26 protein-coding genes and 1 tRNA gene are annotated in these 26037 nt (G+C 44.5%); 12 read left to right on the forward strand and 15 right to left on the reverse strand.

Annotated elements, in window-relative coordinates:
- Positions 1-23: 23 nt before the first annotated feature.
- Both AC59JT_RS16085 and AC59JT_RS16090 read right to left on the reverse strand, forming a co-directional pair.
- Positions 24-1406: a DUF4270 family protein gene (locus AC59JT_RS16085; protein ID WP_497400781.1), complete on the reverse strand. Its 1383-nt coding sequence runs from the start codon at positions 1404-1406 to the stop codon at positions 24-26.
- A gap of 16 nt (positions 1407-1422) precedes the next feature.
- Positions 1423-2247 carry a glycogen/starch synthase gene (locus tag AC59JT_RS16090; protein ID WP_497400783.1) on the reverse strand — a complete coding sequence of 275 codons (825 nt, stop codon included), beginning with the start codon at positions 2245-2247 and terminating at the stop codon, positions 1423-1425.
- A 152-nt stretch (positions 2248-2399) separates the two neighbouring features.
- On the opposite strand from AC59JT_RS16090, the gene panC reads away from it, so the two are divergent.
- On the forward strand, positions 2400-3236 hold the full coding sequence (gene panC, locus AC59JT_RS16095) for a pantoate--beta-alanine ligase (protein WP_497400785.1): 837 nt from the start codon (positions 2400-2402) through the stop codon (positions 3234-3236).
- 106 nt (positions 3237-3342) lie between these two features.
- Positions 3343-3693, forward strand: coding sequence for an aspartate 1-decarboxylase (panD, locus tag AC59JT_RS16100; protein WP_497400787.1), 351 nt, complete (start codon positions 3343-3345; stop codon positions 3691-3693).
- A 3-nt stretch (positions 3694-3696) separates the two neighbouring features.
- Here the strand turns inward: panD and AC59JT_RS16105 are convergent, their stop codons facing one another.
- The 3 genes from AC59JT_RS16105 to AC59JT_RS16115 all read right to left on the reverse strand — a co-directional run bounded on the left by AC59JT_RS16105 (position 3697) and on the right by AC59JT_RS16115 (position 6105).
- On the reverse strand, positions 3697-4215 hold the full coding sequence (locus AC59JT_RS16105; protein WP_497400789.1) for a hypothetical protein: 519 nt from the start codon (positions 4213-4215) through the stop codon (positions 3697-3699).
- Positions 4216-4316: 101 nt separating this feature from the next.
- Positions 4317-4910: a TlpA family protein disulfide reductase gene (locus AC59JT_RS16110; RefSeq protein WP_497400791.1), complete on the reverse strand. Its 594-nt coding sequence runs from the start codon at positions 4908-4910 to the stop codon at positions 4317-4319.
- Positions 4911-4983: 73 nt separating this feature from the next.
- Positions 4984-6105, reverse strand: a complete 1122-nt coding sequence (locus tag AC59JT_RS16115; RefSeq protein ID WP_497400793.1) for an aldose epimerase family protein — start codon at positions 6103-6105, stop codon at positions 4984-4986.
- Between the two features lie 171 nt (positions 6106-6276).
- On the opposite strand from AC59JT_RS16115, the gene AC59JT_RS16120 reads away from it, so the two are divergent.
- Complete coding sequence (locus AC59JT_RS16120; protein WP_497400795.1) at positions 6277-7425, forward strand: redoxin domain-containing protein; 1149 nt, start codon at positions 6277-6279, stop codon at positions 7423-7425.
- Positions 7426-7562: 137 nt separating this feature from the next.
- On the opposite strand, the gene AC59JT_RS16125 is transcribed toward AC59JT_RS16120, so the two are convergent.
- The 3 genes from AC59JT_RS16125 to AC59JT_RS16135 form a co-directional block, all read right to left on the reverse strand.
- Positions 7563-7808 (reverse strand): GIY-YIG nuclease family protein, encoded by a 246-nt coding sequence (locus tag AC59JT_RS16125; protein ID WP_497400797.1) that lies wholly within the window; start codon positions 7806-7808, stop codon positions 7563-7565.
- Between the two features lie 50 nt (positions 7809-7858).
- A tRNA-Val gene (locus AC59JT_RS16130) sits at positions 7859-7936 on the reverse strand.
- 233 nt (positions 7937-8169) lie between these two features.
- Positions 8170-10680 carry a beta-L-arabinofuranosidase domain-containing protein gene (locus tag AC59JT_RS16135; protein ID WP_497400799.1) on the reverse strand — a complete coding sequence of 837 codons (2511 nt, stop codon included), beginning with the start codon at positions 10678-10680 and terminating at the stop codon, positions 8170-8172.
- A gap of 203 nt (positions 10681-10883) precedes the next feature.
- On the opposite strand from AC59JT_RS16135, the gene AC59JT_RS16140 reads away from it, so the two are divergent.
- Positions 10884-11732, forward strand: a complete 849-nt coding sequence (locus AC59JT_RS16140; RefSeq protein ID WP_497400802.1) for a sugar phosphate isomerase/epimerase family protein — start codon at positions 10884-10886, stop codon at positions 11730-11732.
- Positions 11733-11780: 48 nt separating this feature from the next.
- Here the strand turns inward: AC59JT_RS16140 and AC59JT_RS16145 are convergent, their stop codons facing one another.
- Positions 11781-12098 (reverse strand): hypothetical protein, encoded by a 318-nt coding sequence (locus tag AC59JT_RS16145; RefSeq protein ID WP_497400806.1) that lies wholly within the window; start codon positions 12096-12098, stop codon positions 11781-11783.
- Positions 12099-12194: 96 nt separating this feature from the next.
- Complete coding sequence (locus tag AC59JT_RS16150) at positions 12195-12407, reverse strand: hypothetical protein (RefSeq protein WP_497400808.1); 213 nt, start codon at positions 12405-12407, stop codon at positions 12195-12197.
- Between the two features lie 795 nt (positions 12408-13202).
- Here AC59JT_RS16150 and pdeM point away from each other — a divergent pair.
- Positions 13203-13871 carry a ligase-associated DNA damage response endonuclease PdeM gene (gene pdeM / locus AC59JT_RS16155; RefSeq protein WP_497400811.1) on the forward strand — a complete coding sequence of 223 codons (669 nt, stop codon included), beginning with the start codon at positions 13203-13205 and terminating at the stop codon, positions 13869-13871.
- Here pdeM and AC59JT_RS16160 read toward each other — a convergent pair.
- Both AC59JT_RS16160 and AC59JT_RS16165 read right to left on the reverse strand, forming a co-directional pair.
- Positions 13868-14986, reverse strand: coding sequence for a TlpA family protein disulfide reductase (locus AC59JT_RS16160; protein ID WP_497400813.1), 1119 nt, complete (start codon positions 14984-14986; stop codon positions 13868-13870). The genes pdeM and AC59JT_RS16160 overlap by 4 nt on opposite strands.
- A gap of 63 nt (positions 14987-15049) precedes the next feature.
- Positions 15050-16180, reverse strand: coding sequence for a TlpA family protein disulfide reductase (locus AC59JT_RS16165; protein ID WP_497400815.1), 1131 nt, complete (start codon positions 16178-16180; stop codon positions 15050-15052).
- A 170-nt stretch (positions 16181-16350) separates the two neighbouring features.
- On the opposite strand from AC59JT_RS16165, the gene AC59JT_RS16170 reads away from it, so the two are divergent.
- The 4 genes from AC59JT_RS16170 to AC59JT_RS16185 are packed head-to-tail and all read left to right on the forward strand — an operon-like array spanning position 16351 to position 20636.
- Entirely contained in the window at positions 16351-17133 is a 783-nt protein-coding gene (locus AC59JT_RS16170; RefSeq protein ID WP_497400817.1) for a succinate dehydrogenase cytochrome b subunit, read from the forward strand.
- 46 nt (positions 17134-17179) lie between these two features.
- Positions 17180-19114 carry a fumarate reductase/succinate dehydrogenase flavoprotein subunit gene (locus AC59JT_RS16175; RefSeq protein WP_497400819.1) on the forward strand — a complete coding sequence of 645 codons (1935 nt, stop codon included), beginning with the start codon at positions 17180-17182 and terminating at the stop codon, positions 19112-19114.
- A gap of 49 nt (positions 19115-19163) precedes the next feature.
- Positions 19164-19838: a hypothetical protein gene (locus AC59JT_RS16180; RefSeq protein WP_497400821.1), complete on the forward strand. Its 675-nt coding sequence runs from the start codon at positions 19164-19166 to the stop codon at positions 19836-19838.
- Positions 19839-19844: 6 nt separating this feature from the next.
- Entirely contained in the window at positions 19845-20636 is a 792-nt protein-coding gene (locus tag AC59JT_RS16185) for a succinate dehydrogenase/fumarate reductase iron-sulfur subunit (RefSeq protein WP_497400823.1), read from the forward strand.
- Between the two features lie 97 nt (positions 20637-20733).
- On the opposite strand, the gene AC59JT_RS16190 is transcribed toward AC59JT_RS16185, so the two are convergent.
- Positions 20734-22302 (reverse strand): hypothetical protein, encoded by a 1569-nt coding sequence (locus AC59JT_RS16190; protein WP_497400825.1) that lies wholly within the window; start codon positions 22300-22302, stop codon positions 20734-20736.
- Between the two features lie 390 nt (positions 22303-22692).
- Between AC59JT_RS16190 and AC59JT_RS16195 the strand changes: the two genes are divergently transcribed.
- Both AC59JT_RS16195 and AC59JT_RS16200 read left to right on the forward strand, forming a co-directional pair.
- A complete protein-coding gene (locus tag AC59JT_RS16195; RefSeq protein ID WP_497400827.1) occupies positions 22693-22821 on the forward strand; it encodes a hypothetical protein in 129 nt (42 codons plus the stop codon).
- A gap of 82 nt (positions 22822-22903) precedes the next feature.
- Positions 22904-23695: a M90 family metallopeptidase gene (locus tag AC59JT_RS16200; RefSeq protein WP_497400829.1), complete on the forward strand. Its 792-nt coding sequence runs from the start codon at positions 22904-22906 to the stop codon at positions 23693-23695.
- A gap of 209 nt (positions 23696-23904) precedes the next feature.
- Here AC59JT_RS16200 and AC59JT_RS16205 read toward each other — a convergent pair whose 3' ends face one another.
- The gene (locus AC59JT_RS16205) at positions 23905-24144 is read right to left on the reverse strand and encodes a hypothetical protein (protein WP_497400831.1); all 240 of its coding nucleotides are present in this window, start codon (positions 24142-24144) and stop codon (positions 23905-23907) included.
- 320 nt (positions 24145-24464) lie between these two features.
- On the opposite strand from AC59JT_RS16205, the gene AC59JT_RS16210 reads away from it, so the two are divergent.
- Positions 24465-24788 carry a hypothetical protein gene (locus AC59JT_RS16210; protein ID WP_497400833.1) on the forward strand — a complete coding sequence of 108 codons (324 nt, stop codon included), beginning with the start codon at positions 24465-24467 and terminating at the stop codon, positions 24786-24788.
- Between the two features lie 67 nt (positions 24789-24855).
- Here AC59JT_RS16210 and AC59JT_RS16215 read toward each other — a convergent pair whose 3' ends face one another.
- Positions 24856-25956 carry a serine hydrolase domain-containing protein gene (locus tag AC59JT_RS16215; RefSeq protein WP_497400835.1) on the reverse strand — a complete coding sequence of 367 codons (1101 nt, stop codon included), beginning with the start codon at positions 25954-25956 and terminating at the stop codon, positions 24856-24858.
- Positions 25957-26037 lie beyond the last annotated feature (81 nt).

Consider the following 26037-nt stretch of genomic DNA (forward strand, 5'->3'; position numbering starts at 1 on the left):
AAAAGCCCGTTAAGGGCTCTTTATTATTTTGATATTTTTGTGTAAAATATATTTAACCTGAGACGGTATGGCGACGTTTTGTCGCTCCCCACCGCTATGGTTCGGCCATCGGCCTCGGCTGTTGAGTTAAAGGTAAGCGAAAACGCGTTACCATCGCCCTGGCCTAAAAACGTGCCATAATCAGTAGTAGTACCGCGTAGCAGGTTTTGCACGTAAGTGGTTACCAGGAAGTGATACTCTTTAGACGATGGTAAATAATAGCCGCCAAACCCACCGCTTCCTGCAACCGATCGCGGATCATTGGGGTTTGAATCCTCAATAATGGTACGCTGGTGCGCCAGGTCATACCGGTACATACTTATGCGCGGCATTGGTGGAAATGGTATGCCCGATCCCGGAACGGGAGTGACAACCAGTTCGGCCCGGTTAATTAAAACATCGCTACCTAAAGATTTAACAATATTTTTAATATATGGGAATGATATTTTAGCACGTAAGCCGCCTAATCCCTGTATATAAAACACATTGCGTGAAACCGCGGTATTGCTAAGCTCTGTTTGTACCTGTGCTGTGTAAGTATGTTTTACTTCGGCAGCGTGTGCAGTTATAGGCAGCTGCAACAATGAGGTATCAACCGTACTGCCGTTGTTGGTTTTAAAATAAACGTCGACAGATGATGAATCTAACGCTATCATAAATGTACCACCCGGGCCGGTTTGGTTTTTATCAAGCGTTACAAACAAACCTTTAACAGCGTTTTTGAATACCAGGTTTGATGCAAGCTGGTTAGCAGGTGCGCCAAAAAGGTTATTGTTAATAAAGTTTTGATCAAGCTTAATGCGTAGCTGTGGCCTAACCCGAATCAAGGTATCTGGCCCGCCAGCAACTATCTGCGTAATTTTGATGGTATCATGCGTGCGCGAAAAAAACGACTGCGTGCCTAGCGCTGTGGTGCCATGGCTCCACTGTTTAGTGTTAAAATAATTGGTAGCCGAGAAGATACGCTCATTAAGCTGGTACACATTGGCTTTGTAGCGGGATGCTAACGAGTCGCCGGTAAAGCCTGGGGCATATTTTAATACCAATATGGCCGAGTCGATAGTATTTGTACCAACCGGCAATTTGTAGGCGGTTTGATTTGGTAAATTTAAATCAAACACCATGTTGGCTTCTGTTGTGCCGAACGCGGGGTCCTTAAGGTACGAAAGCGGTGTTTTGGCCAAGCCTTGCGTTAATACCGAATCATCTAAAACGGTATTAATAAAAACGGTAGAAGTATCCATCAGGCTGCCATTTAATTGGTTTGATGAGTTGATACCCAAACCAATATTGTCCTGATTTTTACAGCTATTCAAAATAAAAAGACTTATTAACAGGGTCAATAAGTCTAGTCTGATAAATTTCATATTCGATCTCAAAAGCTTATCCAATATTCACTAATTCCTCATTAGCAATTTCGTCGTAAAAATTGTAATAATTTTCGAAATCTGATATAGAATCGAACTCCAAAACCGGTTTTTGGCTGTTTTTAACATTATTTAACACATCCGCGTCAATGTCATCGCTGCCTATAACAATGGCGTCGCTATAGCTAATTGCGCCTGCATATAATGCATTGTTAGTGGCCGGTTTGTACAGTTCGGTATGCTGCTCGTCCATGTCATTCATAACGGCTTTTTGTGCAAAATCGTTATTCATGGCGCCTTTAAAACCATCACCGTAAATAGAGTAAACTATTTTTGAATGTTTAAAGGTAGGATCGTCCTTGTACGTTGTTTTTAAGTAAGCAGGTACTAAAGCGCTCATCCAGCCGTGGCAGTGGATAATGTCAGGCGCCCAGCCCAGTTTCTTCACCGTTTCTAATGCACCCTTGCAAAAGAAGATAGTACGCTCGTCATTATCGGCGTAAAACTTGCCGTCTTTATCCTCAAACACATGCTTGCGCTGGAAGTATTCTTCATTATCTAAAAAATATACCTGCATACGTGCGGCCGGGATAGAAGCAACTTTTATAATTAGTGGATTATCGTTATCATTAATGATGATGTTCATTCCTGATAAGCGAATCACTTCATGAAGGCGGTTCCGGCGCTCATTAATGTTTCCAAAACGAGGCATCAGGATACGAATTTCGTAACCTTTTTCCTGCATAGCCTGCGGAAGCTGGCGTGTTATTTCAGAAATTTTGGTGAGTTCAAGGAAAGGCGACATTTCATGAGTTATAAACAAAAGCTTAGATTTACCCATCTCCAGATCAAATTAAATTTATGTAAGCCACCCAAAAAATTTGGGTTTGCAAATATAAGCATTATTATATGAAGTATCAACCAATTACGCAAGGGGTTTGGATAATTATATTCTATTGTGCAACTTCGCCAACTTTTTGTATCGCATAAGTATTGAAAAAGTTCCACAAAAAAACAGACCTGCAGCAACAGCTTAATGCATTGCGCAGCCAGGGTAAAGTAATTGGCCTGGTGCCTACTATGGGTGCGCTGCACGAGGGGCACCTGTCGCTGATAGCGCTGGCACAACAGGCCTGCGATGTGGTGGTGTGCAGCATATTTGTAAACCCCACACAGTTTAATGATCCCAAAGACCTTGAAATATACCCCCGCCCATTAGCTGATGACATTGCAAAACTAGAAGCTGCAGGTTGCGATATGCTGTTTAACCCGGAGGTGAACGAAATGTATGCCGGCAATGAGCAATGGCATTTAAACATTGGCCCGCTGGAAGGTTTGCTGGAGGGGAAATTTCGCCCGGGCCATTATCAGGGTGTTACACAGGTAGTACATAAACTGTTTGATATAGTTAAGCCGGATGTTGCGTTTTTCGGGCAGAAAGACTATCAGCAATACCTGGTGATAAACCGAATGGTTGAGCTGTTAAACATGCCTGTAAAGCTGCAAATGTGCCCCATACAGCGCGAAACGGACGGTCTGGCCATGAGTAGCCGCAACATACATTTAACGGCAGATGACAGGCGGCATTCTCTGGTGCTAAGTCGCACGCTGAATTACGTAAAACAAAACTTCGATCCCAATAAAATAGAACAATTGCAACAGCAAGCCGAAGCCGTAATAAGCGCCGAGCCGGGCGTTGAGCTGGCCTATTTTGAAATGGCAGATGGCGAAACCCTGCTGCCCGCCAACAAAAACACGCAAAGCGTTGTTGCCCTGGTAGCCGCCAAAGTTGGTAAAACGCGGTTGATTGATAATGTGATTGTGAGATAGTCTGAGGTCCATGGTCCATAGTCGATAGTCCATGGATGGATTATTTTACATACTATGGACTATCGGCCATTGACTATCGACTAAAAAAACCACTAACTTTGCCCCCATGATTATTGAGGTATTAAAATCAAAGCTTCACCGTGTAAAAGTTACCCAAGCCGAGTTAAACTACGTAGGCAGTATAACTATTGATGAAGATTTGATGGATGAGGCAAATATTATTGCCAACGAGAAAGTGCAGATCGTAAATAATAACAACGGCGCCCGCTTTGAAACCTACGTTATCCGTGGCGAACGAGGCAGCGGTACCATTTGCCTTAACGGCGCAACGGCGCGTTTGGCACAGGTAGGCGATATAGTGATCATTATGTCATATGCCTACATGGAGCAGGACGAGGCCCGCAAATACGAACCCATACTGGTATTCCCAGACCCGGATAACAAGCTGGTAAAGTAAGCTTTATTTAACCCCTACCGGCGCCGCGCTGATATTTAATACCGCCATGATATTGGTTTCGGTAGCTGTTTTTTTGCTAAGTTGATATATCAGCTTTACCTTCATGTCCGGGTCACGTATATACTTGTCTAAAAAGTTAGAATTATCGGCGTTAAGTGTTAACACGTTCCCCGATTCAACGTTGATGTTTTCTTTTGACGCTACTAAAATGGCCTCGCTTTCATCGCCGGAGCATAAATAAACTTTTACTGATTTAAGGTTTCCCAGGTCAAAATCGGCGGGAGTTGATGAGCGTAATTCGGCGGTGATCACCTTAATGGCGTTAATGTTATTATTCTTCTTGAAAAAGTTTTTGTCAAAGCTGCTGGCCAATGCCGCTACCGAATGGTTTTCGCCCACTTGCGTGCCGGCAGGTATAGTTAGCGTTGCTGTGTAAGGAAACGATGTTTTAACCAGCGACTGCATAGTGCCGCATGCAGTAAAACACAGGGCAATAGCCCAGGCAAGTATAATTTTTTTCATTACGGGTCGGTGTGTGTTGTGCTTAGTAATAAATATCGTTTATATAAACCAAAAAAGCTCGGCTTTGTGTTATAATTAAAACGAGGCCCGGAGCAAAATAGTTACATCGCTTTTATCAACCCATCAATAAAAGCATAAAAGCGCTTATCGGCGTAGTTGGCGGCGCCTTCGTGTTTGGCAATTACGCGGTGTTGACTATCTAGTATTACTGTTGTGGGGATACTTTCAAAATCAAGGCTCGTGGGCAATTGACCGGCCATGGCGTAAACCGGCAGATCGTACCCGTTTTTAGCCATAAATGCTTGCGACAGTTGCAGCTTGTTATCCACATCAACCGGCAATATCATCACTTTAGGGTTGTTTTTATAATGTTGATGCAGCTCGTTTAACGATGGCATTTCGGCGCGGCATGGCGGGCACCAGGTGGCCCAAAAGTTAATGATGAGTATTTTGCCCTTGATGTTACCGGTAGAGAAGACACTGTCCGTTGTGGTGCGAAGTTCGATTTTTGTGGGTGTTGTATTGATACCAGCCTGCGTAGAAGCTTCGGTAGGCGCGCGCATTAAGCCTATACGCATCATCGCGCTTATAAAAAACACCTTAACCGCCGGAACAAACAAAATAGCCAATGCTATTGCCAGTATGGCCGCGTTAGCAGTATTGCTCCAGGTTAGTTTGGCTTTGAATTTATTCATGCTGATGTAAAGTAAACAAAAAAGCCCCACAACAAGGCGGGGCTTTAATATGGGGTGTGTTTTTGGCTGTTATTTATTTGGCCGAAAACTTATAAATAGTAACACTCTTATACGTTTCGCCCGGATTTAGTACGGTTGACGGAAAGGCCGGTTGATTTGGCGAATCCGGGTAATGCTGGGTTTCCAGGCAAAAGCCGGTTCGTTGGGCATCTCCAATGTTACCTTTTAGCATATTTCTGCCGCGCATGTAGTTGCCGCTGTAAAACTGTATGCCCGGTTCGGTAGTATAAACCTGCATGGTTATGCCGCTTTTATCTCCGGTAATGGTGGTAATTGGTGCGGTTAATGTATGTTTATTCAGCGCGTAGTTATGATCATAGCCGCCGCCATATTTCAACTGCTCGTTGGTTTCGCCAATGCGCGAGCCTATTTCCATTGTTTTTGTAAAGTCAAACGGTGTGCCTGCAACGGGGCTTACACCTGTCGGGATCAATGTAGCATCAACCGGGGTATAGTTATCGGCAGCTATCTGCAGTTTATGATTTACGATGGTGCCGCTGCCTACGCCGTTCATATTCCAGTAAGTGTGGTTGGTTAGGTTAACCACCGTTTTTTTATCGGTAGTGGCGGTGTAGGTAAATTTCAGGCTATTATCATCCAGTAGCTCATAAGTAACCTTAGCGTTTAAATTACCCGGGAAGCCCTGCTCGCCATCTGCCGAAAAGTAGCTGATCTCTAAAGTGTGGTCGTTAACTTGTCTGGCATCCCAAACCTTAGTATCAAAGCCCTCTCGGCCACCGTGCAAAGTGTTTGCGCCGTTATTTATAGGCAAAGTATATTCTACGCCATCCAACTTAAATTTGCCCTTGGCTATCCGGTTACCAAAACGGCCAATACTGGCACCGTAAAATGATTTGGCGTTTTGGTAAGCAGCCAGGCTATCAAAACCTAAAACCACATCGGTCATCACTCCATTTTTATCAGGCACTATCAGGCTCACCAGCCTGCCGCCCCAGTTGGTAAACGCCGCCTGCGCACCTTTTTTGTTTTTGAGCATGTATAAGGCGGTTGCTTTACCGTTTATGGTTGATTTGAAGTTTTTGGCATCGGGGAGTTTGGCTGTTGTTTGCGCGTTTAATGTATAAACGGTACAAAGTAATAGGACTAAGGCCAGCGCCGGCTTTATAATTTTCATTGGGAAGGATTTATTTAAACAATGGTTTATACAGCCAAAGTACGATTCATCTGCCAACAAAAAAATATTGATCTAAATTGTTACGAGCAACTTTGTTCTTGCTTTTGAATAAATATCACTAAATTAGTTAAAGCAACATTGTGGCGCCTGTCTTAAACCTAACCTATCAACATGAAAACATTACTCAGTGTAATTACCATCCTCGTTTTATCGTCTTTGCAAACTTTTGCTCAAACCGGCAAAAGTTCTGCTTATGTGCTCAACGGAAATATTAGAGGGATTGATTCAGGGACGATATATAGTCTCTCGCCTAACATGAAAGTGATTGACAGCGCGGTTGTCAAAAAGGGCAAGTTTCTTTTAAGCGGGAAAATTGATTTATATGAACGTCAATTATTCAAAATTAATCCCGGTGAATGGCAGTTTGGCGCTTTTGTTGATGCGCCACGTATTACAGTTGATATTGACACTTTAGGCGCAGCGCATGAATATATTAATGGAAAAGACTGGCCTGTTATAATGCATACAAAGCAAAAAGGCTCTCCGCTTGCTGATATTTACGATCGATTTTTAAAAGAAACCGGACATGCAGAAAAAATTTCTCTTGGTGTAAAGCTGGAGTTTGCAATTAAAGATTCTGTAGCCTATATAGAAAGTAAAATAGACTCGATAAGCAAAATCATCCCTAAAAGAGAAAAGCGATGGGTAGAAAACTATGTTCGGCAAAATCCGACATCCATCCCCGGGATTTATATTTTTTCGAGATATTATAGTTTATTACGCGATACTTCCAAGGCTTATTTGCGCGACATGATAGGGCTGTTTTCGGGCCCGGCAAAAACATCGCCGGAGTATAAGGCGCTGGTGAATAACCTGTTGGCCATGGAAAGTACAGCGGTGGGCAAACCGGCTCCGGATTTTACTTTACTAAAAAGAGACAGAAGTAAATTTAAGCTTTCAACAACACGCGGCTCCGTAGTGATGCTCGACTTTTGGGCAAGTTGGTGTATCCCATGCAGAGAAGGTATACCCGGTTGGAAAGAAGTATATGCGAAATACCATGCTAAAGGGTTTAATATAATAAGCGTATCAGACGATAAGGTATGGAAGGATTGGGTAAGAGCCCTTGATCAGGAAAAAATGCCGTGGACGCAGGTTGTTGATGATGCTCCTACAAGAACTTCACCAGCCAGGGTTGGTAAACTCTACGCAACACGGGGCCTTCCTTATTTTGTTTTAATCGATAAAGCGGGAAAAATAATTATATCCTCCGGTGATGAACATTTGGTTAAAAAGAAAATTGAGGAAGCGTTTAAATAAAAGACAAGCTATTCTTAGCAAAAAAACTATAAACAAAAAAAGCCTCACATTTCTGTAAGGCTTTCTGTCTGTGGTGGGAGTTACTGGGTTCGAACCAGTGACCACTCCCGATTGAAAATCGGGATGCTCTGAACCGGCTACTCTGTTTTTATCAATTGTTCAATCATTTTTCTGCTTTTCCAGGCTTTGATCTGCTTTTCGCGTTTTAAACTATCTGTCTTAGTTGCGTATTCGTCTGTATGCCTTATCTCCCAATCGCCGACTTTACCTGTAAATCCAGAGTGATTAGTATTGTGTTTTTTCAGACGAAGGGTCACATTTTCACACGAACCAACATAGTACTTGTCTTTAATAGCGGAGTAGATTATGTAAACAAAATACATGATCGAATATAAACAAAAAAGCCTCACATTTCTGTAAGGCTTTCTGTCTGTGGTGGGAGTTACTGGGTTCGAACCAGTGACCCTCTGCTTGTAAGGCAGATGCTCTGAACCAGCTGAGCTAAACTCCCTTTCATTTTGCTCTTTAGTTCAGTGACTCTTCCGATTTAAATCGGAATGCTCTGAACCAGCTGAGCTAAACTCCCTTCGGTTCTCCTTCAACTATCGGGCGATATTGCCTGTTCGTTTTGGGACTGCAAATATAGAAACATGATCTATTTCTTCAAAATAAAAAATAAAAAAATATTTTAGTGCTTGACAGTCAGCTACAAAACAATGCTTTCGTAGCTGACTATTAATGCTTTTATAGGGCAGATACCGCAATATTGTCCACTTTTGCCAGTGCGCCGTAGGCCCGCAGGCCTATGCTGCCGGTTTTATACTCGTTGTCGCGGGCGGTTAAAACGGGTTGGGCGCTGTCGTTTATGTATACTTCAAAGGTATCGCCGTTAGCTTTAACTTTCACTTTGTAGGTTTCGTTCAACTTTATCGGGAACCGGGATGATTTGATCACCTCCCATGCCCTGTTGCTTGATTTGCCCAACTCAACAATCCCGCGGTTAGGATTAAGGGCAAGGTAATAGCCGTCAAAACTGTTAGCGCCGATGGCGGGATTTGCTACGCGGAACATCAATCCCGCATCGCCGGGGGCGGTAACGGTAACATCGGCATTGTACACAAAGTTGCTGAAACGGGTGCCGTTGATGATCACTTTAGAGCCTTGATTGCCCGAGCTATTTTTATCATTTGACGCGCAGTTGATAGCATTGTCTTTATAAAACCAGCCGCCACCGTATATCACGATGCCTTCGGCGGTATTGTTATCAAAGTTTTGGGTGTAGCTGTCGCTGATGAATTGGGGTTCGCCAATGGTCGGGAAAACCGTAACGCGGATGTTTTCTGAACCGAACGGAACCAGTGTTACCTCCTCTTCTTTTTCGCTTGAGGCTACCGGGCTGTAAGGCACATCCATGGCCGCGGTGCGGTTGTAGTCAATGGTCCATGATGGTATCTGGCGGGCTTTAACTTTTAAAGCAACCGGGCTCGCGTCGGAGTTGAATGGGTTGGCAGGCATTGCGCCTTTCACAAAGCTAAACTGGCTGGCCGGGGTGGCTTTGTCCAGCACCAGGCCATAGTTCCATGCCGAGGCCGCGCTTATCTTCGTCTCATAAAAACCTTTAACATCATACTCGCGGGTATTAACGGCATTCTGTTTAATTTTTAACGCGTACACCAGCGGACCGCGTTCCACACTCACACCATTATTTACCTGCTTTTGTACAGCCACTTCCATGGGGAAGTTAAGGGTTACTTTGTCGTTATTGTTCCACTTGCGTTTAAGGGTGAACAGGCTACCTGCTTTAACGCCGGCTTGCACCTGGCCATTTACCAATACCTGCGGGTTTTTGCACCATGCCGGTATGCGTAGTTGTAGTGGGAAAGACGTCGATTTAGCTAAACCAACAGTAAGGCTTATCTGCTCTTCGAAAGGGTAGTTAGTATCTTCAGTGATTTTAACTGCAGTATTGCCGGCTACTTTGGCCGAAGCTTCCATCGGGCCATATGCATTTACCGCCAGGCCACCATCCGGCGTCGCCAAAATACTGTTCTTTACAAAATAAGGCCAGCCCATATGCAGGTTATAGCGGCAGCATGGGAAACCCGAGTAAGGGCTTAACACAATGCCCGACGAGTAATCCTGGTTAAATCCATGGCCTCCCGGCAGGCTTTGTACCTGGTTGGCCAGCACATAGTACGCGTGTTGTTTCAAATCCCTTCCGTACTGGGCCGGCAGCGCGTTAAACGCCACTTTCTCTAACTGATCGCCCATTTTGGCATCGTGAATAATACGCGCGGCGGTTTCCAAACTCTGCATCCACTCTACCACGGTACAGGTTTCTATACCCTCTACACTGCTGCGCCCTGATAGGTGCTCGGTACCGGCGCTTAGGCCTTGCGGCTGTCCATGGTCATGCATCAGGTTATTAATACCGGCTTGCAAGGCATTCGTGGTATAAGGGCTCGGGTCAATTTGCGAATACACGGCCGGGAACTTCAGGGCCTGCGCAACATTTACCATATGTTTTGGCTGGTAATCATCACCAAAATAAAAAAACTGGTTTTTGGTGTAAATATCAACCCATGGGTAAGCCTGTTCCTTTAGTTTTTGAGCCAGGTCGAGCAAATATTTTTCGCCGGTTTTGTTGTATACCCAAAGCACCAGTTCCATGTTATCGCCCGCGCGCGATTTGCCCCAGTCAACCAGCGGTTCTTTATCCAGGTTGGCCAGTTGGTATTTAAAATATTTGGACAGGAAAGGAATAACACGTTTATCGTTAGTAGCCTCGTAATAGCTTTGCAGCGCGTACATAAACGGCATGCGCGGCCACCAGTCTTTCATTTTGGGCGGACCAAACAGCCCGTTTTCCTGCTGATGATCTAAAGTATAATTGATCCATTTTTCAGCTTTAGCTTTTAACTCCGCGTCATTAAGGGTATAAGCTAAAGCGATGAGGCCTTTAACATAATAAGGTGCCTTTTCCCAGCTATTGCCGGTGCCGCCCAGCCAATCGGCATTGGGGCCAAGGTTATCGGCTTGCGGATATAATTCTTCGGCATGGCCGGTAAAGCCATCGCGCTGCAGCTCCAGTTGTTTAAGCAGCCAGCCTTTTGCTTTAATGCTGCCCAGGGGCAACTGCACATAAGTGCCTTGTTTTAATGGTGCACGGTTAAAATCATAAGGTTTTTGGGCCGTTGCTGTTACTGCACACAAAGTGCTTAACACCACGCCGGCAGCCATTTTGATAAATTTCATGGTAATAGTGTACAAAATTGGTTGAGCCGTAAAACTAATCAATAGCGCAATTTATTGCGTAATATTTTGGTGGCTTTTTAAATTAGGGTTTGGCTAAGTGGTTTTAATGCCGATATTTAAAGGGCTGTTTTATCTTTCCGCTACGCGGGAAACAGAATAGACCTTAAGCCTAAAATAACCCAATATTAAACCAATTTATATCGATGGAAAAACGTCGTGAATTTTTAAAAAGCATGGGCATGCTTGCCGCAGGCTCGGTTTTAATGCCGTCATTAAGCGCGTTCACACCTAAAAAGGTGAAAAACGCCGGCATCCAATTATACACTTTCCGCCGCGAAATGCTGGCCGACCCACGAGGCACCCTAAAAGTTATTGCAGACCTGGGTATTAAGCAAATAGAATCGGCCGCCAGCAACAAAGGCTTGTATTATGGCTTAAAGCCTGCCGAAATGAAACAGGTTTGCAAAGACCTGGGCATGACGCTGCGCAGCGGACACTGTAGTATAAACGGCAACTGGCAAAGCACGATGGAGCAGGCTGCCGAAGCCGGCCAGGAATACCTGATCTGCTCGAGCATGCCTGTTAACGGGCAAACAGTTGACAATTACAAACGCGTATCCGACCGTTTTAACAAAGCCGGCGAGGAGTGTAAAAAGCTGGGCGTTAAGTTTGGCTATCATAACCATGATTCGGAGTTTGCGATGGATAATGGCGAGATATTGTTTGATGTAATGCTGAAAAACACCGACCCTAAGCTGGTGCACATGGAGCTTGACCTGGGTTGGGTGGTTGCTGCTGGTAAAGATCCGCTTCAATACTTCAAGAACTTTGGCCCGCGTTTCCCGCTGTGGCATTTAAAGGATATGAAAATGGATGGCAAGAATCACCGCAGCACCGAGTTTGGTACCGGCAACCTGGACGTTGTGAACTTATTAAAGCACGCCAAAGATTCGGGCCTGAAGTATTTCTTTATCGAACAGGAGGAATACGCTGTATCGCCTTTGGAGAGCATGAAGATAAATATGGCCTTTTTAGATAAGCAGGATATTTAATACAAAAAGCCGGTAGTTAATTAAAACTACCGGCTTTTTTCTGCGAGCTTACATTGCGATGTGCTGGTTGTGCCCGGGTCGCGGGTCCTCGGGGAGGATCTCCAGTTCGGGGAATTCAATATATTCTGCATACCATTGGATGGCCCCCACTACGTCAAGGGCATCTTCTGACACAATATCAATCGTTTCAAAAGCATAAAGCTTATTATGGGCGTAGCCATATAGCTGTATCTCGTTGCTGTTTGGTGTAAAATTATCCTCACTCAGGCAGTACACCCGTATTTTGAGTTCGGTGTCCCTGGAATGTATCACGTCTCGGCACGGATTATTCGGATCGGTAGCTAACAAATACACATTGTACTCCATAATTTTTTAACAATAGGTAACGCGTATAGTTTCAGGCAATTAATAATTTTATAACCTTAAATTGGTGTTTGGTTTATTTTTATAACAACCAAAGCTTTAATGGGTTTTTAATAAATGATTATTACGCCGAAAAATCATTTGGCCGCAACGCCCCAATGCGTAGTTTTTACCCGATAAGGGGAAATGTTGCATCGGAGAATTAACCCCATCCTGCTTTATGCCATTAATTTTATGTTCAAAATTGCTTTTTAGGCAATTGGCATTGCTTTTGGATATACTTATACAGCCCACCAAAGGGCTGTTTTTCATAGGTAGATGTAGGGTCGAAAACTGCGAGAGTTATTCGACCCTTTTTTGTGCAATAAACTTTGGGTTAAGAATCAGGCGTTACCCTCATCCCCACGTAGACACCTTCAAATCTTTTTACGAACGAATGGTCCATAAACGGAGCTCCTATGGAGCTTTTCAATTTGTTGTATTTTTCTATAAACACGTAGCCCCTACGGGGCTTAACTGTCAATGGCGCTAATGGCTCTGTAAGAGCCCCGTGTTTATAGCCAGGGGCTAACCAGATTTAAGCTCCGTAGGTGCTTCGTGTTGATAGCTACGTCCTACCCTTATTCAAGCTCCATGGGTGTTTCCTATCGCTCGATAAGAACACGCTCTGCCCGGGAAATGTTATCGCTAAACGAAACATCAACCTTAACCCAAAATGGGATTGCCCATGCATAATTTACCCAGAATGAGGAATGCGCTCAACAACTAAAAATTAAATCCGTTTCAAATAGCGAAAAATTGAGTTAAAAATTGCGTTTTACGCAATTGGCATCGTAATTGAATTAGATTAATCAGTCCAACCAAAGGACTGTTTTTCATAGGTAGATGTAGGGGCCAAAAACTGCGAGAGTTTTTAGGCCCCCTTTTTTTTGGCCCTGCGCTTAAACGTTGCAGCCGTCGCGACGCAATATTTTGCGTCTCCCGACAAATAAGTAACCAGCAATTCCCGTAACACGCGAACCGGAGACACAGAATGTCGTGTCGCTACACGTTCATCACAAAATGTGTCGGCTTTTTCATCACAATAAAATCTATATTTTTGCGCTAATGATGACGATGAGTGCGGCTATCCCTTTTAAACTGTTAAACCAGGACCTTCTTTTATTACCACAAAAAGCTATTTACTGGCAGCAGGAACGTGCTCTGATTGCTTCGGATGTGCATTTGGGTAAGGTTGGCCATTTTCGCAAAGCCGGCATCGCCGTACCGCGGGATATGGAGCAGGATGACTTGGCGGTGCTATCAGACCTCATCCACGAATATCGCCCCGAAACCATCTATTTTTTAGGCGACCTCTTCCATAGTGATATCAATGCTGACTGGGATTGGTTTGCCTTATGGCGCAGGCAATTCCCCAACCTAAAAATAGTGCTTATACGGGGTAACCACGATATTATTCACGACAGCCATTATCTTGAATTAAATATAGAATTGCATCATGAACTGCAGGTTGGCCCTTTCCTGATGCTGCACCACCCCTTAACCGAAGCTAAACTGGCCAAACTGGAAAGCTATGCCTTTTGCGGACACATACATCCCGGCGTTAGCCTGGTGGGTAAAGGTCGTCAAAGCCTAACCCTGCCGTGTTTTGCTTTTGGCAGCAAGCAGGCTATCTTCCCCTCTTTTGGCAAGTTCACCGGCCGTGTAGCTATCCGCAACGCGCAAACCGATCGTATTTTCGCGGTGCTGAAAGATAAAGTTGTGGCTATTGCTTAATGATGCTTTAAATAATCGCTGATAGCGAAGTTCAGGTTTCCGTATTCTATGTTGCGCTCAATAATACGGCATTTACTATCAAGCAGGTAATATATCGGCAGATCTGTTACCTGCCAGTTGTCAACATTGGGCGATTCCATTCCTTTCAGATCAGATACCTGTATCCATGTTAGTTTATCGTCTTTGGCAGATGTTATCCACCAATCGCGTTTATCATCAAATGATACACTAACAACTGCAAGGTCGGTACCCATACCCGGCAAAGGTTTAAGCAACATTTGTTGATGATTAAGGCGGGATGACGCGTTACGGGCCCGCCAAAATTCAACCAGTATCAGCTTTTTGTGAAGTGTTTTCAGATCTACCGTTTTGCCATTTGGCGTAGTGCCCTCTATAGCGGGTGCCGGCGTGCCCGGTTGTAGCTTCAGTTCGGACTTCAGGCGTATCCCTATCGCTTTGCCCGCGTCTGTGTTTTTCTGGTCGTCGCTAAATTTTTGATAAACCTCATAGTATTCGGCGGGATGGCGCTCATAACTCATGCTTTGCATTAAATGTGCCGCAATGGCATTATCGGGGATGCGTGTGGCGAATATGCCCAGCGCTACCCTTTTGGCTTCGCTGAGTTTGTCTCGTTCTATATGTAGTGTATTGGCTATAGCGGTGGTTTTGTCATTCCATAAAGGCGCAGACAAGTCGTATTCTTTTTGTAAGCGAGCTATGTTTGCCTTTATAGCCATGGCAACGCTGTCAACAATTTTATGATAAGCTGTTAGCTGGTTTTGTTTGAGTGATGACGATGTGATAGCCGGGTAATTGTCGGCTTTGGCTTTATCAAAAGTGATGTTGTATTTACCCGGATCAAGGTACACCTCAAACGACTGCGGATCCTTCCCGTTCTCACGCAATTCAATGGTATAAAAGCCAAGCTCCTCCAGGGTTCGTGATGGTATAGCAAAGCTGCCTTCTTTAACATTTATTACGTCGCGTATACCGGTTTCGTTCCTGATCGTTAAAGTGGCGTCGTTATAACCATTGGTGGTACCAGTAATCTCGATATGGTTACTGCTACAGCCTGCAAATATCGCCGCAAGGCAAAACATTAAAAAGGGTTTCAATGGCAATAAGTTTAAGTAATGACAATGTAGGGCTAAATGCCCAGATTAAAAAACGCGGCTATTTTAATGTTTATCCAAAAAGCTGCTGATAGAAATGCTGAGATTTTTAAATGGCAGATCGCGTTGTATGAACTTGCCATCCGGGTCTATCAAATAAAATGAAGGCAGCGTGGTTATACCCCATTTATAAGCATTGGGCGAGCTATTGCCCTTCAAATCCGAAACCTGCGGCCAATCAACCTTATCTACTTTAATAGCTTCCAGCCAGCGTTCTTTTTTGGTATCTAACGATACGCTTACTATTGCCAGTTGTTTTTCTTTATATCCAGGCAACGGGTTTAATACAATAGCTTCGTGCTGGCCGCGACTCAGTTCACTATCTGATCGCCAGAACTCCACCAATATTAACTTGGCGCCCAATTTCTTAAAGTCGATAGTTTTGCCATCGGGTGTAGTACCCTCTAACGGCGATGCGGTTTCCTGTTTAGATAGGTTTAGGATACCGTTTAGTTTTGCGCCAATGGCTTTCCCTTCATCGCTGTTCTTATCAGCCTCGCTAAACTTGTTATATATTTTCAGGAAACGCTCGGGCTCATCAACATAGTTCATTTTGGCGGTGATGTGTGCTGCCGCTACGTTTTTAGGGTATTTGGTAACAAAGGCTTCCAGCGTGTTAAGATTAGTGTTCTCTATTTCGTTGTGTATGGCACGTAAACGCTTGGCAATATCCTCGTACTTTTCGTCAGTTTCGGTAATGCCTTTTAGTTGGGTATTTAAATCGCGCGCTTCTTTGCGTAGGGCGGCAGTGGCGGCTTCGGCGGTGCGGGTATAATTAGTGATGTCGTTTTGCATGCCGGGCGCGGCGGTAGTGATGTTGGGATAATCGGCCAGCTTGGAGTTATCCAACTCAATATTATAAGTGCCCGGCTCCAGGTATATTTCAAATTTGTTGGGTTTGCTGCCGGCTAGTATCACCAGGTCATAATACCCCTTTTGATTAAGGCGCTGTTTGCTGATATGAAACTTTTCACCTTCAACGCTGGCCGTATAAATAGGGTCGTTTGTGGTTTGATCTTTAATAATGATGGTGCCCGATGACATGTCTTTGGCCACGCCATTAAACTCAATATCGCTGCTATTACTATTGCAGGCTGCAAATGCAAGGGCTATCACAAACAAATAAATGTATTTCATAAAGCAAACAGGTTAATATTGGGCTAAATATAACAAAGCTTGTAATGGTTCAAAAACATTGTTTTTTTAGATTGTTTCTAAATAGCCATTTCGCCCTCAAAACGCCGAACCCTTTTATATCTTTTGGCTTTTAAGTAATACTTTTGTCAAAATTTTTATCTATATAAGTAATGAGCGAAATTAAGCAAACCTTTAACTCATCGCTGGGCAAAAAGCTCATCATGGCTTTAACGGGCTTGTTTTTGTGTACGTTTTTAATTGTGCACTTAGGCGGTAACCTGTTTTTATTTGCGTGCGACCAAGGGTATGGTTTTAATATGTATGCCAACTTCCTTACGCACTTTCCGCCGATAGAAGTTATTGCCTACCTGTTGTACCTGGCCATTTTGGTACATGCCCTTTACGGTTTAATATTATCTATCGGCAACCGCAAGGCGCGACCTGTAGCGTACGCCTACCAGAATCAGGCACCTGCGTCATGGTCATCAAAAAACATGGGCTTGTTAGGCTCTATACTGTTTTTGTTCATCGTGATACACATGGGCGATTTTTGGTATAAATACAAATACACCCACACCGTAGGTTACAAAGAATACCGCACCAATGTACTGACTGACGAGCGCACGGTTACCGATTTCGTACCTGCTAACCCTGATTTCGAGCACTCATCAACCACGGTTGACGATGTGGAGATAGTACGTGTGAAAGATTTGCACGCCAAAGTATCTGAAAGCTTTAGTAACATTTGGTACGTAATAATTTACGTAATAGCCATGGGCGCGGTAGCGTTTCATTTACTGCATGGTTTCCAGAGCGCTTTCCAAACACTGGGATGGACGCACCGTAAATACACACCGGTGGTTAAATTTATAGGCACCTGGTTCTTTGGGGTGATTATCCCGTTGGGCTTTGCGTTGATGCCACTTTACTATTATTTCTTTTTTAAAGGTTAGATTGAGTTGATCACCAGATCAACCATCACAAAATATAACATAAACTATGAATTTAGACGCGAAGATCCCTGCCGGCCCATTAGCCGAAAAATGGAGCAAGCATAAATTTAACTTAAAACTGGTTAACCCGGCTAACAAACGTAAGTACGACGTTATTGTGGTTGGCACCGGTTTGGCAGGAGCATCGGCGGCGGCATCGCTGGCCGAGTTGGGTTACAACGTAAAAGCATTTTGCTTTCAGGATAGCCCGCGCCGTGCGCACTCAATTGCCGCGCAGGGTGGTATCAATGCCGCTAAAAACTATCAGAACGATGGCGACAGCGTTTACCGTTTATTTTATGATACTATTAAAGGGGGTGATTATCGCGCCCGCGAAGCCAACGTTTACCGTTTGGCCGAGGTATCGGTAAACATAATAGACCAGTGTGTGGCGCAAGGCGTACCATTTGCCCGCGAGTACGGCGGCTTGCTGGATAACCGTTCATTCGGTGGTTCGCAGGTGTCGCGTACGTTTTACGCGAGGGGCCAAACAGGACAACAATTGTTGTTAGGCGCTTACTCGGCCCTGAACCGCCAGATCCACAAAGGCAAGGTTAAAATGTACACCCGTACCGAAATGCTGGACGTGGTAGTTGTTGACGGCCAGGCTAAAGGTGTCATCACCCGTAACTTAATTAACGGCGAGATTGATACGCATACAGGTCATGCGGTGTTGTTATGTACTGGCGGATACGGAAACGTGTTTTACCTGTCAACCAACGCTATTGGTTCAAACGTAACGGCTGCATGGCGCGCGCACAAACGCGGCGCTTTGTTTGCTAACCCATGCTATACACAAATTCACCCAACCTGTATCCCGGTTACCGGCGATCACCAGTCAAAGCTTACGCTGATGTCTGAATCGTTACGTAACGACGGACGCGTTTGGGCACCAAAAACACAGGAAGTTGCCGAGAAGCTACGCACCAAACAGCTTACTGCTGCACAGGTTGCCGAAGGAGATCGCGATTACTTCCTGGAACGTAAATACCCGTCATTTGGTAACCTTGTTCCGCGCGACGTGGCTTCACGTAACGCTAAGGAAATGGTTGACGATGGTCGTGGTGTTGGCGGCTCGGGTATTGCTGTATTTTTGGACTTTGCTGACGCGATCAAACGCCTTGGCCAGCCTGCTGTAGCGGCTAAATATGGTAACCTGTTTGATATGTACTATCAAATTACCAACGAGGACCCATACACCCAACCAATGCGTATTTACCCTGCCGTGCACTATACTATGGGCGGCCTTTGGGTTGATTATAACTTAAGCACTACTGTACCGGGCTTATATGCTTTGGGCGAGTGTAACTTTAGCGATCACGGTGCTAACCGCCTGGGTGCTTCGGCGCTTATGCAGGGTTTGGCTGATGGTTACTTTGTGATACCATTTACACTGGGCGATTACCTGGCGTCTATCGGTCCGAAACCGGTTGATGCTAATCACCCGGCCTTCGCGCAAACTAAAAAGGACGTGGAAGACCGTATTGCTAAACTATTGGCCCTTAAAGGCACCAAAACGGTTAACGAATATCACCGCGACCTTGGCCACATTATGTGGGAATATTGCGGCATGGCACGCACTGAAGAGGGCCTGACCAAAGCCAAAGGGTTGATACAGGCTTTGAAAGCGGATTTCTGGAAGAACGCGCTGGTAATAGGTGCCAACGAAGAAGTAAACAACTCGCTTGAAAGAGCCGGCAGGGTAGCCGACTTTATTGAGTTGGGCGAACTGATGGTTGATGACGCCTTGATGCGTAAAGAATCATGCGGTGGTCACTTCCGCCTGGAATCGCAAACTGAAGAAGGCGAGGCCCTACGCGATGATGAGAACTTTACCTTCGCCGGCGCATGGCAGTATACCGGCGAAAATCAACCGGAAGTATTGCACAAAGAGGACCTTAACTTTGAGTTTGTTCATCCTTCTCAGCGTAGTTATAAATAGGAAGGTAGAATCAGGAGTCAAGACTTTTGAGGTTAGATAAATAAGAGTAATGACCCTTACAGATCCCATACTGGTAAAACTGTTGCAGCAAGCTTATTCGGGCGAGAAAGCTGCGGCATTTGCTTACCAGGGACACGCGGGAGCTGTAAGCAGCCAGGAGGAAAAAGCCGCAATCAGGCAAATTGAGATAGACGAGTGGAACCACCGGGCCGAGGTTTTAAAAATGATGGATCTTTATAACGTGCCGGTTTCAAAATGGTACGAGTTTAGGGATCACGTTATTGGCAAAACCATCAGCTTTAGTTGTTATTTGATAGGTTGGTTTATGCCGTTTTATTTTGCCGGCAGTTTAGAGAGCGGTAACGTATGCGAATACGTGCGCATGAAAAGGCTGTTTAACGCCCTCAACATCACCGAGCACGACGAGATGTTGTACGAGATGAGCCTGAAGGAAAAGGAACACGAGGTGTACTTTTTTGAGCAGGTAAAAAACAACAGGCTACTACCCTTTTTCGAAAGGTTTTTTGCCTGGGGCGAGCATAAACGTAAAAATGATATTGACCTTGTAAAAGGTTTTAAAATAGAAGATACAAATACATATTGCGCGGGATTCAAGGAGCCTAAAAAAGCTCCGGGTATACCGGCAAAAACAAATGAACAAAACGTTGAGGTTTTGGATGCGCGGTTAACCCTGCAACCTTCAGAACTTACAACTCAAATCTAACAAAGAATGAGCGACGGACACATGAATCTGACACTTAAGGTGTGGAGACAAAAAGATGCGAACACGACAGGTAAAATAGAGACCTACAAGGCCGAGAATATCTCGCCGGATATGTCGTTCCTGGAAATGCTGGATGTGGTTAACGAAAGCCTGATACACAAAGGCACCGAACCTATACACTTTGACCACGATTGCCGCGAAGGTATTTGCGGTATGTGCTCGTTATATATTAACGGCCGCCCGCATGGTCCTAAGCGTGCCATTACCACCTGCCAGCTGCACATGCGTAGCTTTAACGATGGCGATACCATTACCATCGAGCCGTGGCGCGCGGCAGCTTTCCCGGTTATTAAAGACCTCGCGGTTGATCGTTCGGCATTTGATCGTATCCAACAGTCTGGCGGTTACGTATCGGTAAACACCGGTGGCGTGCCCGATGCTAACATTATACCCATCCCTAAGGTAATTGCCGACGAGGCTTTCAACTCGGCTACCTGTATAGGTTGCGGTGCCTGCGTAGCAGCCTGTAAAAATGCTTCGGCTATGTTATTTGTATCTGCTAAAGTATCGCAGTTGGGTATGTTGCCACAAGGCCAGCCAGAGCGCTACAGCCGCGTGCAAGCCATGGTAGCCCAAATGGACGAAGAAGGTTTTGGTAGCTGCACCAACACCGGTGCCTGCGAAGCCGAATGCCCTAAAGAGATCAGCCTGATGAACATATCACGCATGAATAATGACTTCTTCAGCGCGAAGCTTTTTCGTGAGAATGCGGTGAATGGTGGTGATGGGGGTGAATAGGATTTAGCTATTTTAAGAATATGGAAACGGCCCGGGGAATAAGATTCCCGGGCCGTTTTTGTTTTATGGATATGACTATATCTGATCGCTAATTTAGCTAAAGATTGTCCGGAAAGTTTGCCAGAAAAAATGTTGCTGTTTCGTCTCCATATTTTGTTGGAGCGGGATCATCGCCGGTATTCAGAAAATTAATGCCGCCAGCCAAAAGCCCCAAAATGGTTATGCGGCCTGATGGAGCTATGTCAAAATCGTTTAAAGAAACATCATCAAGATTGCCTTTGCCTTTGATCTCACGCCGACCCATTAGGTCGCCATTAACCGAATATTTGTTTACATAAATAAAATGTGGTCTAAAATAGTTGCTAAGCTTATTTTCATAGTCGCCGGCCATAAAAATTTCCCCCTTATCCGAAACTTGTAAACGGTTCATTCCTCTGTCCATTTTTGTTCCGACTACCTTAGTCCACACGTCATCTCCATCTGAATTTACTTTTTGAATAACGTCCACATAAGTGATGTAATTATATCCTAACATATAAACACCTCCGTTACGATCGTTTTTGATGTCTGTAAACCAAATTGTACTTTGGTTTGCAAAAGTTGGACTAGGATTCGGCCCAAATGATCTGATCCATACCAGATGGCCGTCACTGTTATATTTGCACAGAAAATTCTTATTGTCAAAACTTTTCAACGGGTTAAGATTTTTCCCCACTATAGCGGTATCGGGCACTTGCAGGCAATAGCCGGCCATGTAAACATTTTGCTTATTATCAACGGATATAACAGGCTCCGCTTCAGCTATACCGCCCAGCAAAGACGGCAGTGCTTTAGCCCATTTAAAGGTTCCATCAGCACCATATTTTGCACAAAAAAAGTTGTTGTCAAAGTTTATGCTAAGGGTTTTATAACCAGATGCGCTATAAAACCTTATATTCCTGATGTCGCTGCTGCCGGTTACATAAACATTCCCATCGGCATCTATAACTACCTTGTTAAGTGCCGTTGTTTGCCGTTCAGCATCGTTTATTTCGTTTAGCCAAAGCACCTCACCCAAAGTGTTCATTTTAATGATACACCCGCTATTGCCTCCGCTTTTGAGCGTGTATTTTTGATCGCCTATGGTAATATTACCAGCCTTAATCACACGTACCCCAAGATATATGTTACCGGCGGCGTCTACATTTAAACTTTTGGCATAATGAGAGGTTGTGTTTGCAAGTATTTTTGACCAAACAAACTTACCTGTCGCGTCGTATTTTGCTAAGCCAAGCTGAGACTCTGATTTATTAAAAAAACTGGTAAAACCTGTTTTTAAATTGACAGATGGCCCGGGGTTTAGATCAACCGTGCCTTGAAAATTAAAAAATATATAAATATTTCCTGCGGCATCTGTTTTAACCCAATTGTCATGATTTGTTTGTTTTGCAGCATAGTCACCGGTGCGCATACCAATTATCCAACTGCTAGCATTGTTGGCAATGGTGGTGTATACGCCCGGTGGTAAAACTTCAGGAGTTACAACAGGAGGTGTTACCGGTGTAGTAGGAGGTGTTGGCGTAACAGCTACAGTGTCGTCTATTTTAACCGGCAGCGGTATTTGCTTACCACATGACGCAAACAGAAACAACAAAACAACAAGGATTAACTGTGAAAATTTGATCATGTATATAAAGTTCAGTTTTCAAATATAAGAAATACAGGTGATTATAAATGCCAATGTTTTCTCAAGCCCCACTGTTCTAAGTTTATAACACTCGCTGTCCGAAGTCGGAGACTTCGGACGACTATGCCTGTAGTCCGCGACTACAGCGGACCTTATCCAATATTTTTTATCTTTAACAATATGGAACCTAACCCACTAATCCTTCATTCAAAGTATTTTATTAAATCAAAAGAGGTTTACAGGTATACATGCTATCTATTTACAGCGATAATAATCCTGACTCAACTGCCAACAATATTTCCAGCGCTCGAATTATTATGGTCACTTTTAACCGGAGTAGCCGGTTTGGCATTATATATTTTAACCCCATTAGGCTTAATTTATAGTATAATGAGTTTTCTGAAGAAAGAGCCGCCTCATAAGTACCGTATGTTCTACCTGGCTGGTCATACGTTGTTCTTTATGATATTATTAGCACTGGCTATATCTATGGGAAAGGCAATTGCTACAGTTGTTTAAAACGGAACTATTTCCTGCTTTCTGTCGCTGCTAAATTTCATTTTAAAACAATACATTCGCCCCTACCATCATCCACCACCACATGTATTACTTCGCCATCGTCATTCCTATCATTGCATTTTTAGCATGGGTTATCTTCCGAAAAAAACGCCCGGCGAGTGTTGAGCCGCTGCAGGCTTTGGATAATAAATACATTTTATTGTTGGATACCCATGTAGACTACTACCACAACCTGGATGCTACCGCTAAAAAGAGATTTGAGGCTCAGGTAGCGCAGTTTTTTAGCTACGTGCATATAGAGGCTGTCGGCAGCACCTTAACAGATCTCGACCGCGTGCTGGTTGCCGCGAGCGCTGTTATACCCATATTTGGTTTGGGCAACTGGCGATACAATAATTTAACCAACGTAATTTTATACCCCGACACTTTTGATAACGACTACCAATTTGAGGGTAATGACCGTGCCATTATGGGCATGGTAGGTTCGGGGTATATGAATGGGCAGATGTTACTCTCTCGCGCGGCATTGATCAAAGGGTTTTCGGCTGCCGCCGGAAAGGGCAACACCGGGATCCACGAATTTGTGCACCTGCTTGATAAAGCCGACGGCGCGACAGATGGCGTGCCCGAACACTTGATACCGCACGAATATGCCCTGCCCTGGCTAAACATGATGCACCGGGAAATGCATCGAATTGAAAAAGGGAACTCGGATATTAACCCTTACGCGCTAACCAACGAGGCGGAGTTTCTGGCCGTAGCGTCCGAATATTTTTTTGAAAAACCAGATCAGTTTCAGCACAAACACCCCGAGCTTTATCTACAACTGAGCCGGATATTTAAGCAGGAACCAAATGACCAGGCAGGCTTATAAAACGGAAAAAAAGGGTGCGCCACTTTTTGAAAGTATAAATTATCAAATATTATAAATAATTAATAATCAGCCATTTAAAAAACAAAGCGGGTGCGCCGCTTTTTTCGATAAATGGTTAATAATCAATATATTATAAAATTTAGGTGCGCCACATGCGCCACTTTAAAAGTGGCGCACCCCGCTGTGCTGGTTCGCAGCTAAAAAAGAGTTTACGCCCCCTGGAAATCCGCGAAATCCTCAAACACAAAACTGCCGTCGTCTTCCTGCAGGCGGCCGGCTTCGAAGGATAGTTCTTCCAGTTTAATGATCATGGTGGTAATGCTCTGCGATAGGTCGGCAATGGCGGTGTCGGCGCTATCGGCATCGTTGGTTTGCAGGGCCACTACCAGTTTCTCTTTTAACAGGTTTAATGATTCTTTGATGATCTCTTTAACGTCGGTTTGTTGCATAGTGAGCAAATATACAAAATGCAGGTTGTTGCGTCCTGCCCGATGCGCTAATTGTATAGCCCGCTGTACGCAAAGCAGGACGGAAAACCGCCTAAACAGGCTTTAAACGGCCAAAATTGCCCTATAATGGCACATGGCATAGTTTTGGCAATTATCTTATCGATAACAAAAACTAAAACATACTTACCATGCAAAACATAAACATCACCGACATTTTAATAAAAGCCCTTGATCTGGAGTTGAAAGAATTGTTAATGCAGGACCTGCAGCAATACCGAACCAAACAAGCAGCTTAATTAAAACAAAAAAAGGAATACATTATGCAATATTATCATCAAAACGCATCGGTGGTTTATACCGATAGTGAAGGCAGGAAAATAGATACGTTTGTGATATTTGATACTGACCGTGAAACGGGCCTAACCCATATCAATCATGAAAATTTAATGGTTGAGGCCGGCAAGCTGGAGTTACATGCTAAAACAGTAGGTAAGTATCACCTGCCTATTAACGATGCCTTTAGCTTCGAGATATTGCGCAAACTACGCGATAAGTATTCGGCTATTGATGATAAGCAGGAAACCAAGGCAGCCAAACAGCCGGTGACCGAAAAGCCAAAACTGTTGCTATTGCAGGCATCATAAAAAAGAAAATCTACCATTTACCTATAGAAAAGCAAAAAAGCCGGTGCGTTGAGCACCGGCTTTTTGTTTATGGTTTGGCTAGCGCCTCGTCAACCAGTTGCTTTAACTCTTTGTAGCGTTCGCCACGGCCTTTATTGCCTACGTAGAACGTCATTAAAAAAGCCGAGTAGTGATTATCGTTGCTGACCCAGGGATAGCTGCCAAACAAGCCCGGGCTGCTTGCATAAGGGCTTAAATTGCTTAAGGTGGAACCTTTGCTTACCCATTCGCCATAGCCATAACCCAGTTCGCCACCAGCTTCGGCAGGCGAATAGGCTATCTTAACATCGGCCGTATTACGGTTTACCTGCATTTGGGCAATGCTTGCCTCGCTCAATATGCGTTTGCCATTGAAGGTCCCTTTGTTCATGATCATCACCAGGAAATTCAGATAATCTTCAGGGGTGCTGATGCCGCTGCCTGCGGGCAACGGTAGTTTGGCGTTGCCGTAATCGGTATGCTTCATATTAAGCGGCTGCGCAATGCGCTCGGCAAACAGTTGCTGAAAGTTTTTGCCGCTTATTTTTTCTATCACCGCAGCGGCTATTTGCAAGCCAACATTGCTGTAATGAAATACCTTTCCGGGTTTACCTTCCATAGGTAGTTTGGCTACGTCCTGCATAGCATCGTCCATGGTGGCATAACCACGCATCTCTTTCAAATCGTCTTTTAATGATAAGGCTTCGATACCCGTTTGGTGCGACAAGCATTGGCCGATAGTAATACCACCTTTGCCGCCTTTGGCTAGCACCGGCAGAAACTTGCCTACTGTATCATTCAATGAAAGTTTGCCCTCGTCAACAAAGGTCATTACCAGGGCTGCGCTTAACCATTTGCTACAACTGGCTATGGGTTGGCGGGTTGATAGGGTGTAGTCGGCGTTGTCTGCTTCGCGGCCTTGCCTGCGGGCCACCATCCGGCCCATCATTTTTTGCCGGATATTCATGTTGTTGGCGCTATAGTTATAAACCAGCTTGCCGTCTTTATAAATTACCAATATGGCGCGGCCTCCCATTTCGGCGGCGTTGTCATCAAGCCAGGCATCCAGCTTTTTAAAATTGTATTGGGCGAAGGTTGTGTGGGCAACCAACAAAAACAATGTAGTAAGGAAAGTGTAAAGGAGTTTCATTTGCTTAAACACTATCATGTGATAGGCTTTGTTTAGAATGAAATAACCGGTGAGGGTTTAACCGGCCGGTAAATAACTCTT

The sequence above is a fragment of the Mucilaginibacter sp. A3364 genome (assembly GCF_059690715.1).